This is a genomic window from Promicromonospora umidemergens (genome assembly GCF_024171995.1).
In the GTDB taxonomy this organism is placed as follows: domain Bacteria; phylum Actinomycetota; class Actinomycetes; order Actinomycetales; family Cellulomonadaceae; genus Promicromonospora; species Promicromonospora umidemergens.
In genome coordinates, this window is sequence record NZ_JAMTCT010000047.1 from 1 (window position 1) to 10,906 (window position 10,906).

At 65.5% G+C, this 10,906-nt stretch carries 10 protein-coding genes; 6 read left to right on the forward strand and 4 right to left on the reverse strand.

Annotation, left to right across the window (positions count from 1 at the left end):
- The first annotated feature begins 71 nt into the window (after positions 1-71).
- Positions 72-1,300, forward strand: a protein-coding gene (locus APR04_RS29855) for an IS3 family transposase (RefSeq protein ID WP_253877744.1) whose coding sequence is annotated in 2 segments (ribosomal slippage) — positions 72-396 and positions 396-1,300 — 1,230 coding nt in all. Because the reading frame shifts where the segments join, the coding sequence is not laid out codon by codon here.
- On the opposite strand, the gene APR04_RS29860 is transcribed toward APR04_RS29855, so the two are convergent.
- Both APR04_RS29860 and APR04_RS29865 read right to left on the reverse strand, forming a co-directional pair.
- Positions 1,270-2,424, reverse strand: coding sequence for an HAD family hydrolase (locus tag APR04_RS29860; RefSeq protein WP_253878210.1), 1,155 nt, complete (start codon positions 2,422-2,424; stop codon positions 1,270-1,272). The two genes, APR04_RS29855 and APR04_RS29860, sit on opposite strands and share 31 nt — an antisense overlap.
- Positions 2,425-2,435: 11 nt before the next feature.
- A complete protein-coding gene (locus APR04_RS29865; protein WP_253878211.1) occupies positions 2,436-2,804 on the reverse strand; it encodes a hypothetical protein in 369 nt (122 codons plus the stop codon).
- A 323-nt stretch (positions 2,805-3,127) separates the two neighbouring features.
- On the opposite strand from APR04_RS29865, the gene APR04_RS29870 reads away from it, so the two are divergent.
- Entirely contained in the window at positions 3,128-4,168 is a 1,041-nt protein-coding gene (locus APR04_RS29870; RefSeq protein WP_253878213.1) for a helix-turn-helix domain-containing protein, read from the forward strand.
- A gap of 19 nt (positions 4,169-4,187) precedes the next feature.
- On the forward strand, positions 4,188-5,117 hold the full coding sequence (locus APR04_RS29875; RefSeq protein WP_253878215.1) for an inositol monophosphatase family protein: 930 nt from the start codon (positions 4,188-4,190) through the stop codon (positions 5,115-5,117).
- A 644-nt stretch (positions 5,118-5,761) separates the two neighbouring features.
- Here the strand turns inward: APR04_RS29875 and APR04_RS29880 are convergent.
- Positions 5,762-6,670: a hypothetical protein gene (locus APR04_RS29880; protein WP_253878217.1), complete on the reverse strand. Its 909-nt coding sequence runs from the start codon at positions 6,668-6,670 to the stop codon at positions 5,762-5,764.
- A gap of 651 nt (positions 6,671-7,321) precedes the next feature.
- Here APR04_RS29880 and APR04_RS29885 point away from each other — a divergent pair.
- Together APR04_RS29885 and APR04_RS29890 are read left to right on the forward strand one after the other, a co-directional pair.
- Entirely contained in the window at positions 7,322-7,669 is a 348-nt protein-coding gene (locus APR04_RS29885; protein ID WP_253878219.1) for a hypothetical protein, read from the forward strand.
- 28 nt (positions 7,670-7,697) lie between these two features.
- Positions 7,698-8,207: a hypothetical protein gene (locus APR04_RS29890; protein ID WP_253878221.1), complete on the forward strand. Its 510-nt coding sequence runs from the start codon at positions 7,698-7,700 to the stop codon at positions 8,205-8,207.
- 208 nt (positions 8,208-8,415) lie between these two features.
- Here APR04_RS29890 and APR04_RS29895 read toward each other — a convergent pair whose 3' ends face one another.
- Positions 8,416-9,576 (reverse strand): hypothetical protein, encoded by a 1,161-nt coding sequence (locus tag APR04_RS29895; RefSeq protein ID WP_253878223.1) that lies wholly within the window; start codon positions 9,574-9,576, stop codon positions 8,416-8,418.
- 967 nt (positions 9,577-10,543) lie between these two features.
- Here APR04_RS29895 and APR04_RS29900 point away from each other — a divergent pair.
- On the forward strand, positions 10,544-10,906 hold a 363-nt coding region (locus APR04_RS29900), incomplete at its 3' end, for a transposase (RefSeq protein ID WP_253878225.1).

Genomic DNA, 10,906 nt, shown 5'->3' on the forward strand with positions numbered 1-10,906 from the left:
GGGGGGCTCCCCCCGTTTGGTGGACACGCTGATACTGGATCTGCTTGATCCGGAGGAAGCGAGTCAGATTTATGTCCATGAAGGACTATTCGGACGAGTTCAGGGCTGATGCTGTGGCCCTGTACGAGTCCACGCCCGGGGCGACGTTGCGTGGGATCGCAGCCGACCTCGGGGTGAGCAGAGGGACGTTGCGGGATTGGGTCGTCAAGGCCCGTGCGGGCCGGGGCGAGGAACCCTCGTTGCGGGGCCCGCGGATCAAGTCTGAGACGGTCGGCAAGCCACCGTCGGGGCGGGTGGCCGAGCTGGAGGCGCAGGTCAGGAAGCTCGAGGCGGAGAAGGCTCTGCTGACGACCGAGCGCGAGATCCTGCGCAAGGCGGCGAAGTATTTCGCCGGGGAGACGAACTGGTGAACCGCTTCCAGTTCGTTGCCGATCACCTGGACACCTTCGAGGTGAAGCGGATGTGCGTGGTGCTGGGGATCAACCGGTCCTCGTACTACAAGTGGGTGGCCGGAGCAGCGAAGCGGGCGGTCCGGCAGGCCGCCGACCAGGCCCTGGCCGAGCAGATCCGGGCCGTGCACGCCGAGTGGGACACGACCTACGGTGCCCCGCGGATCACCCCGGAGCTGGCCGACAAGACGGGCCGGCCGGTCAACGAGAAGCGGGTCGCGAGGGTCATGCGCCGGTTCGGGATCGTGGGTCTGCACCTGCGTAAGAAGGTCCGCACGACGGTGCCGGCCACGGACGCGCCGATGGTCCCTGACCTGCTGGAGCGGGACTTCACTGCGGATGCGCCGAACCGCAAGTACGTCGGCGACATCACCTATCTGCCGACCGGGGACGGGCAGTTCCTCTACCTCGCCACGGTGATCGACTGCTTCAACCGGCGCCTGGTCGGCTGGGCGATCGCCGACCACATGCGCGACACCCTGGTGATCGACGCCCTGGAAGCCGCGCAGCGGGAACGCGGGTCGCTGGCCGGGGCGATCTTCCACTCCGACAACGGCGCCCAGTACTGCTCCGCTGGCTTCCTGGCCGCTTGCGCCAGGCTGGGCGTGACCGTCTCACGCGGCAAGGTGGGCACGAGTGCCGACAACGCTCTGGCCGAGAGTTTCAACGCTGCCCTGAAGCGCGAGACGCTGCAGGGCAAGCGCCGCTGGGACGGGGCCCGGGCCTGCCGTCTGGCCGTGTTCCGGTGGATCATCCGCTACAACACACGACGTAGGCACTCCTACTGCGGCTATCTAAGTCCTATCGACTACGAGAACGCTCATACTGCTACACTCGACCTTGCCGCATGACACAAAGCCGTGTCCACCATTCGGGGGGAAGCCCCTAGTTCGAACCCGGCCGGGCCGTCACCGATCACGCTGCGCCACTGCGCGCGACGGCGTCCCTCGTCACCACGGGGATAGGGCATGCCGGCGTCCAGGGCAGCGGTCTCGATCGCCCGCATCGTGACCCCGACGCCCGACGGGATCGGGGCGTGCCTCACCCAGCACCCGTCCTGGAGGGCCCAGGCTTCGCACCGGGCCAGGTCCGGTCCGCTGCCGTGCCACACCCGCAGCACTACCGGCCCGGGTGCGGTGCGCTCGGCGGTAGCGATCTGCGCAGCCAGCGACGACAGCGTCCGGTCCACGGTCGGGACGAGTGAGGCCAGCACGGGCAGGACCCCAGCTTGGTCGATGCTGTCGGTGGTCTCACCCGCGGCGCTGCGCACGATCGCGGGCGCCTGCCCCATCGCTACTGAGCGTCCGGCCCAGGCCAGCATGTCCAGGTCGTTGACCCCGTCCCCGACCGCGACAGTGCGCTCGGCTGGGATACCGAGGTGGGTGCGGATGACGTCGAGGGCGGCGGCCTTGTTCACGCCCTGTGCGGTCACGTCGAGCCAGTCCGGACCCTGCGGTGCCACGGTGACCCCCGTGGCACGTAGGGAGTCGGTGTAGCGACGGATACCCGGTGCGGTGAGTGCGACCCGAGTAGCGGACTCAGCCATCAGGTCAGCCAGGAGGACGGTCTTCTGCTGACCGTTGAGTTCACCAGGCTCGAAGACACTGCTGGTGCGCCAGCCCCACCCGACCTCCTCCACAGCGACGCGCACGGACGGCGCCACGTCGAGAGCACAGCGGATCACGGGCGCGGGATCGAAAGTATGGGTCTCAACCACGTCATAACCAGACGGCGCAGACCGGTCCAGTCGGACGGCCAGGGCCCCGTTGGAGCACACCGCCCACCCGTGTGTGAGGCCCAGCCGGGTCGCGATCGGCAGTAGTCCGGTCAACGACCGGCCCGAAGCGAGCACGACTTCATGGCCTGCTGCACGTACCAGGTCCAGCGCCGGGACAGTGCCCGTCGGTACTTTCTGCTCGCTGTCTACCAAGGTCCCGTCGATGTCCAGCGCGACCAGCGTGCGAGTGCACGTCATCGTCGCCGCGTTCACTGGGCCACCACCTGGCGTAGCGCCGACCGCACCTGAACCTCCAGACCGTCACGCTCACCCGTCCAGAGCGTGTGCCCGGGAACGAACATGCGGTGGTCCAGGGGCAAGTCGCAGCCCAGGGCGCGCGCGATCTGCTCACCATGGTTGAGATTCACGGGTTGCAGGCAGATGCGACCTCGGGTCAGTGTCACGATCTCGATATGGTCCGAGCCCACAGTCCGTACAGCCTCGGTCGCGACACGCATTGCGAACGCGAGCCGATCAGCATCTCCTTCGTTGCGGTACTGGCTGTAGCTTGTCGTGGCGTCCTTGGTGGCCACGCCTGCTCTGACGTGGCCGACATCTGTCGGGCGGCTCGTAGTCATCACGGCGATTCCTTGGGGTCGGTGGTGAGAGTTCGACCACCGTCGCACCCAGCCGGCAACCCACACACCTGCCCTGCAGGCCGGAGATGAACGGATCTGTGGGCGTGTTGACCTGTAGCGATGGCACCAGCACCCGGGATTGCCCATTCAGATGGGCAATGGGACGCAGGGTGGCTAGGGTTTCCCGTGTGGAAGGGTCATCCGTCGCGGAAACACCGTCTGGCCAACGTCCGCGCGCGAACCAACGCCAGAGGCTCACCCCGCAGGCTCGGGGACGCGTGCTCGCAGCGCAAGGAAAGAAACTATGGACCGAGTTGAGGTCCGTGAAGGACGCAGCGGTCGAGCTGATGGCCAAGTATCCGGACGTCCCCAGTTTGCAGGCGTACCGGTACGCCGCTGGCTTGTCGCAGGATCAGGCCGCGAGCCGCTACAACGACGTCACAGGAAATCAAACAAGCCTCGGCGGCACCACCATCAATGCCTGGGAGACCTGGGCACGAGGACGAGGGCAAGGCTCGCCACCTTCGATGTCGAGCCTGCTCATTCTGTGTTCTGCCTACGGCCGGGGCCCGTTGGGGGTAGCCGAGGAAAAGGTCAATCCCACGGAACTGATCGCTGAGGCCTACGAGCGCCTGACAGCCGAGGACCAACTAGCGCTCAAGCAATTCGCCGCGGACAAGAAGACAGTCACATTCGCCACGTCCACGCCAGAGCCTGGAGCCCTGCACGAGGGCGCCCAGCAAGCGGACCAGCGACACAGCCAAATCGGTGAGCGGTTCGTGTTTACCGTTCCGACTGTCGAGTATGGCAATCCTGAGATCGAGGTATTCAGCCTCCCGAACCCTCAACCAGGGCGATTGCTCGACCTGACATGGGAGACGTTCGGCCTCGGCGTGGCGAGCCTGTCGCAGCAGATCAAGAACCTCGGCAAGCGTCTGGACGCAGACATCTGCTTCGGGATCAATGAGGCCGGACTGGTAATGGCGACGTTCCTCGCCTCGGACAGGTTCTCCCGGTGCCCTATCGGGTACCTGCGGTGCAACAAGGTGAGCGACGGGGTGGTGCTCGACGACGCGTCCTTCTTCCCCGACGTCAGAGACGCGCCGACCATCGTGATCTGCGACTTCGAGGTCAAGCACGCTGACGTGATCGGCTACATCGCACGGCAGGTACGCGCGAGGTATCCCGGGGCCGAGCTGTACTTCGCCGTGTTCGGTGCGATGACCAAAGACCGAGAGCTGGCCGTCGACAGCTTCGATGACCTGACGGGTGCCAAGATCATGCGCGCCGCGGACTTCGAGGCCGTGTTCATTGCTGCGACCATGAGCCCGCCAGGCATCGAGCCCCCACTTGAGTTGCGCTAGCAGACTGGAGACGCCCTGCATGAGCAGCGAGACACCCACACCGGAGCTGGCCGAGACCATCGCCGAGCTCGTCAAGACCACGATGCGCGACATACGCCCCCGGCTCGTTCAGGCCGCGCTCACCGGACACCGCGCAGAGAACGAGAACCTGCGCCACGAGGACAACTTCCTGTCCGACTACGACCTGTGGATGCACCAGCGATACAAGGAACTGCTGTCCGAGGTCCTGCCGTCGTTCATCTACGCCTCGGAGGAAGACGACCCGCAGGTCATCGGCGACGACCCCGACCCCGACCTGTGCGTACTGGTCGATCCCCTGGACACCAGCGAACTAGCAGTGCGCGCACTGCACGGATACACCCACTTGATGGTCTACTCACGGTCTTTGAGGCGACCCGTCATCGCGATCGTCGGCGACATCTTCCACCACGTGCAGCTCTACCTCGCGTTCCACGAGAGCGACGGCTCAGACCGAGCACTCCTGATCACCGCAGACGGGGACCGGCACCCCCTCGAATCACCGTCGAACGCCCACCTCCCGCAGGCGCTTGTGACCAACTACCTCATGCGGCCCACCGAACGCTTCCGCGTCTTGGCACAGCAGGAGCGGTTCCTCGACGCACTGAGCGCACCGGGCGAGAACGGGAAGGCACGAGGACGAATCGGTGTCGACTTCGGCTCCATCAGCCTGTGCCACGTCGCAGCCGGCTTCACCGACGCCACCATGGAGATCGCCAAGGGCTTCGCCGTGTGGGACCTCTCGCCCGGGCACTACATCCTGCACGCCGCAGGTGGCTTCACCATCGACCTCGACGGCAACCCCATCGACCTCGACTACGGGCTCAACACCCTGGCCGAGATCAACACGACCATGAGCACGCGACGCAAGTTCATCGCGGCGGGCAATCGGGCACTTGCCGAGGAGATCCGGGACTCCATCCAGATCTGAAACGTTGGCGGCGTGAGGCACTGCTCGGCGGCGGGCGTCAAACTGGCGTGCTCACTGAACTGCACGGATATGTCCGCACACCCTGGCGTGCACGGATCTTGGTGTGCGCAGAGCGTGCGCTCGCCGGTCACCCTCGATGCATGGGTGGGTGTGCCGCGCAGCTCGTCCGGCAAGGGCCAGCGGGTGGAGTCCGCGGAGCCATGCCCACGCACGAGCGTTCGCGCGGCGGCCTGACGGCTCTCTGTCCGCCTCGCCCGCCGGATCAATGAGATCCGGGCCGTCAGAACCGAGACCCTGTTTAGGGTGGTCATGTGATCTCGGGACTCCGTCGGATGCTTGTGCGTTTCGGTGTGCGGTGCGACGAGATTGCTGCTGGCTTACTCGGATTCCGTCTTCCCGAGCCCGAACCGTCCTTGGCATGGCTCACCGAGCCATGGGAACGACGATGGCCGGGAGCGTGGGCGTGAAGCAGGACGGCGCCGACGCCTGCCGTGATCTCCCTCAAGCAGCTCGTGGAGCTTGGTGCGGCTGCTCTTCGGTCGTAGCCGGCGTGACGCGTCGCAGTCGGTCCGATCGCGGCTCGACCAGGCCTTGCGGACTTCGCCGCCAGGACCCCGAGTCCCATGTGCGCGACGAGATTGCATTCAGGCGTCACGCCCGTGCCGCGGGTAGAAATAGTCGGCGGTGTCATAGGCGGCGTTGTACGAGTCCCGATCGATCCACTCCTTCTCGAGCACGTGCCTATACATCGAGATCCGGTCGGGCCGGTTGTGAACGACTTCGTAGTCTTCTTGACCGGAAGCGATGGAGTGGGTCGTCAGAGCCCACTGCGGTTCGAAGAACTCGATCATGGGGCGCGCGATCGGGTACTTAAGCGCGTAGAGGAGGCTCTCCGAGAGATGGCGCAAGGTGGCCGAGGGCACAGGCACAAGCGGCACGTCCGTGTTTCGAACCGCATGGGCGATCTTCGTGAAGAGGTGCTCGAGCGAACGCGCCTGCCGCTCCGTCCAGGTCGCGATCGGCTCTCCGTATAGGTTCTCGAGGGTGAAGTGAACAGCCCAACCAAGCCAAAGAGTCCGGCGAACCAGCCTTAGCCGCAACCGTGTTCCTGCAGCGGGGTGCACGCGGACGCGCAGCCCGACAGCCGCGTCGAGAAGACCTTCATTGGCCGCAGTCCTCAAGGCCCGCCGGACCGTTCGGAGTGACGGCGCGGCGGTCACAACGTCGTCGAAAACCGCTTGGAGTGCGGCCCGGTCCGCTGTGATAGCTGCGGAGACGCGCTCATCCAAGCCGGCCAGGCCTCGAACCTCTGACCGGACGTCGTCGATCTGTCGACGTAGGCGCGCACTGAAAACCTCGATGGGAGCGACTAGGAGAACGGCCGAGCCCAAGTTGAGGAGCAGGCTCTCTACCCAGTCGGGCCATGACGTGCCTGGTATCTGGAGCCCGTGGACCAGCCAGGACGCACCGACGAGCAGGAGCCCTAGCGCGGCGGCGCCCCCGATGACGAGGCGTTCACGAGACGATGGCGGATGTGCCACGGAGTTTGTCACGGACAAATGGTCTCAAAGGATCGGGTGGTGGCTGCGCGGGCGTCTCTTTTTTCGACCGCGTAGCGCAGCTGGAGAGCGGTGAGTCAGCGGTGATATGGCTGGCCAGGGTCGAGCACGCGGAGTTCGGTCAGTAGCGGCTCGGCGCACAGTTAATGGAGGATCCCCAGCCTGCGCGGCTTCTCCCGGGTCCCGTCGTGCAATGCGCGCGCTCGCCCGCCAGGTGAGGACTGCCCCAGGGGGGTTGACACCTGTCCCGTATCGGCCTGAGGCCGATGCGAACCGCGGACGTGGGGTCAGGTGTCCAGGGTGGTTGCGGCCAGGTCGGCGCCGGTGGGAATCCACGGGCTGAACCGCCCTCTGTGTGGATGCGCGGGTCCGATCAGGAAGCACTGCAACTGGGTGTGCTTTCCATCGGGTGCTGAGGCGCGAGAAATCGCAACCGCACCCCCTAGGCCCTCGCGCGGTGCCTGACCAGGCTGTCAGTGGCACGTTCCTTCTATCGATCCGCGCGGTGTCGAATTCGTCGAGACGACTCCACTGCTATTCGTTCTGTGGGGATAGAAGGTTGGCAACGCCCAGGCGGTTGTCCACTCGGCACCTGCTGGAGCCCCTGCTTCGGTCAGTGACCGCGCGGCTGCTCGGAGTCTCGACATGAACGGTGACAACGAGTTTGCCGAGAGTGCCCTTCTCGACGACGCCGTCCTGGGTAGGCGCGTCGCGGTCGGGCCGTGTGTCGGCGCCTCACCAAGGGATCGGTCGATGACGCGCTGTTCGCGCGATCCCCGTGCGGACCTGATCGCCATCGGGCCCCGATGCAAGGTCCACCAGCTGACTCTCGACCGCGCGTTCGTCGGTCGCAGTACCGCTTGTCCTGTGGATCGCGTCGAGTTTGGTCTCGAACTCGATGTGATTCCCGACGTCTGGGGAGTCGACTCCGTCAACGCGGAATCGACCATGGCGGTCCGCCGCGGCGGCGAAAGGGCGCCGACCGACCAGTGAGGCCCCGCTGGGTCGCTACGCTGCGCGCATGATCACGGCGTCAGAGGCGGCTCCCAGGTGGTACGAGCTCGCTGCCCTATGGGCTCCGTCGCTGGTCGCAATTGCGGTCGCCGTCCTAGCGTTCTGGGGTGCGATGGCCGTCAGGCGGGGCGAAGCGAAGCAATCCCGCGATGAGAAGACGCGGCAGGCTGCAGCCGACGTGTTAAGTGCGGCGATCATGCTCCTACGCGCGGCGATTAGGGCTCACGAGCAAGGGCAGCCCGAGATCTGGAATCATCAGCCTGGAGCTGGAGATGATCGCAACGCCTACGAGCGCTACAACGATGCCTTGGAGCACGCCTACAACTGCAACGGTGTCCTGACGATCTGGAGGCCAGAGCTCGCGGGAGCCTCCGGCAGCCTGATCCGGGCCTTCGCGACGTACGAAGGTGGTGATAAGAAAAAAGAGCAAGGCGCCGCGCAATCCAAGGCGCGGAAGGATTTTCTAGCGGCCGTACGTCAAGCTTTGGGCGACTCGGGCCCACCACCCAAGATGTGAAGGTGCTCAGCGGAAGGAATCGTGACGATCCTCGCGCCGTCGGCGGAATCGGGCTCATGGAGGGTGTGGAAGCGCGATGTGTCGCCGTTCGCGCACTCGAGGGCAGGCTTCCAGACCCAATGGGGCGGGCGAAACTAGGGCCACGACCTGACAGTTCCTTATCCGCGCGCAGGGCCGGGCGCTGCCGTTTGAACCCGTTCTAGCAGGGCTAGTGCGGCCCCGGCCAGGAGCCTCGATTCCGGTGCCTTCGTAACGTGACTAGCGCGAGAGCGACTGCAAACGACCAGGCCCGGTGCACCATCGATGAGCCTGACTTCTGGTGTGCTTGACGAGATCGTTGCTCGGGACGTCGCAGACGTGCGTCGGCAGACGTTGAGGGCGCCTCGTTTGTGGCCGGAGCGGGCTGCCGCTCTCTAGTCCGTACCTGGGGGATCAAGAAGAGCGAGACGGCCCCCCCGAGGAGTATCAGGCTCAGGTCCCGTGCCATCGACAGCAGGGCCGTGCCGCGGGGGAACCGGTACTCGACCACGGCGGTCCACTGGTCGCGGGCGAGGGTCTGCGCGTTGGCGAGGTAGGTGATGGTGTACTGGTCCACTGCGCCAGCGCCGAGCAGGGGGCGGTTGAAGATGCGTTTGTCGTCGAACGAGGAGTATGTCGCGAAGGTGACGTCTACGGGGACGGCGGCGATCGGCAACTCGCCGATCTTCTCGGTATCATCGGTGGTGATGGAAACACCGCCAGCTTCCAGGGCAGCTCCCGACCATGAGTAACGCACGGCGTCGTTGAACTGGAGTGCGGCGGGTGCCGAGCAGGCGTATGCCGGCGACCCGCCGAAGGTGCCGTATTCGGAGCATCCGTACTCGGGCGGCACCGGTGCGACAATCAGGACCAATGGCTCCGAGTCCGGGGCGGCTCCTATTTCGAGCACAGCGTCGGTGCCGTCGACGGTCAGCTGTACACGGGTTACATCGTCGATGTTCTTTGGGTCGTCGACAGTGAACGCCCCGAACTCCGCAGTCTCCGCGAGCTGGCGGACGTCGTAGTCGAAGGTAGTCGACGTCCACAGATACGTTCCTGCGGCGGCGACCAGGAGCCAGGACGTCGCGAACCGGGTCATGGCTTCCTTCCTGAGCACTACCAGGAGAAAGACGACGGGGGCACCGACGATGGCAGCCAACAGCAGGACAATCCACTCGGACTTGCCTGGCTCGTAGTACGTCAGGGTGAATGCCGTGTAGTACCCGACCACGCCGCCGGGTAGGCAGGATATGAGAGACAGCGCTATGGCCGTGGCCACCCGCCCCCTGCGACGTTGAGACTCGGTGCGCCCAGGGGCTCGCACGTAGCCCATGACCTGCATCAACGGCATGGATGAACCCTAGAGCGGGCTGCCCGCAGCGGCACACCTGCGGAGCAAAACTCACCCCACTCGTCCGGTGCGACCGACGGCTCTCGCGGAGGAGCGCACGAAGGGGGCTGCTGCACGGATAGGTGACAGGCGGTCTTGGGCGGCGAGTGTGATCTGAGTAGTCATGGTGGCGGCGCACTCAATCGGAGTTAAACGTCCCAGGCGAGCTTGTACTAGCGCAGGGTCCGTTTCCGCTGACTGACGGGGACGTTCAAAGCCTGATCGCTCAGATCGAGGTAGCACGAGCTGAGCAGACTCCGCGCTGGCATCGGTGACCTTGTCACCGGACGGAGCTCTCGGCGGGTGAACCGACCAATGGCCGGGGAACGTTTCTTGACACTGTCGCGCCCCGGGTTCGATGGAGACATCGAACCCGTAGCTTGACATCCGTCGCCAGTGCCGCGGGGTACCAGCGGGCGTTGGGCTGGTGTGCGCATCTGACCTGCGCTGATACCGCCGCACACCCTGGTGCGCGGCGAACCTGGTGTGCGGAGAGCGTGCGCTCGTTTGTCACCATCGGCGCATGAAGGTGTACTCACGCGCAGGCCGGCCAGCGGAGGCCAGTGGTCGGAGCCGGCTGGCCGAGTCGTGGGGCGATGCCCACGCACGAACACTCTCTACTTTCCACGTTCCGCTTGTGAGCAATCCTCACGAGTTGGGGGACATCCGTTCGCCCTGTTCATCGCTATGTTCCCCACCCGGAACCTGCCGGAAAGGCTGCATGGGGGACGTCAACTGGTACCTCGACGAGTACAGGCGGCGTGCACAATCGCGAGCATGGAGGCAGGGAGGTGCAGGTGCATCAGTTGAGTCCCTGATAGTGGTGTAGCGCGGTCGCCGGGTCCGTCGTCTTCGACGAGACGTAGTGCGGCCACCGCGTGATCCTTCGAGTGAACCTTCCACAGCACTCTCGAACGGAAACATCACGATGACCGCACCTCATATTGTTGACCCTGCTGGCCTGCTTGGCGAGGCACTCGCCGAGGCGTCCCCGGACCTGATGCGTGACCTGCTGCAGACGATGATCAACGCCCTGCTCACCGCGGACGCCGATGCCGTGGTCGGCGCGGAATGGGGCCAGCGCAGCCCCGGCCGGGTCACCCAGCGCAACGGCTACCGCCACCGCGATCTCGATACCCGGGTCGGCACCCTGGACGTCGCGGTCCCCAAGCTGCGCACCGGGACCTACTTCCCCGACTGGCTGCTCGAGCGCAGGAAGCGCGCCGAGTCGGCGCTGATCACGGTGGTCGCGGACTGCTACCTCGCCGGAGTCTCGACCCGCCGGATGGAC

Excerpts from the sequence above, each read along its gene's own strand:
- APR04_RS29860 (WP_253878210.1), bottom strand. The coding sequence starts at position 2,424 with ATGACGTGCACTCGCACGCTGGTCGCGCTGGACATCGACGGGACCTTG.
- APR04_RS29895 (WP_253878223.1), bottom strand. The coding sequence starts at position 9,576 with ATGCCGTTGATGCAGGTCATGGGCTACGTGCGAGCCCCTGGGCGCACC.
- APR04_RS29890 (WP_253878221.1), top strand. The coding sequence starts at position 7,698 with ATGATCACGGCGTCAGAGGCGGCTCCCAGGTGGTACGAGCTCGCTGCC.
- APR04_RS29865 (WP_253878211.1), bottom strand. The coding sequence starts at position 2,804 with ATGACTACGAGCCGCCCGACAGATGTCGGCCACGTCAGAGCAGGCGTG.
- APR04_RS29875 (WP_253878215.1), top strand. The coding sequence starts at position 4,188 with ATGAGCAGCGAGACACCCACACCGGAGCTGGCCGAGACCATCGCCGAG.
- APR04_RS29885 (WP_253878219.1), top strand. The coding sequence starts at position 7,322 with ATGAACGGTGACAACGAGTTTGCCGAGAGTGCCCTTCTCGACGACGCC.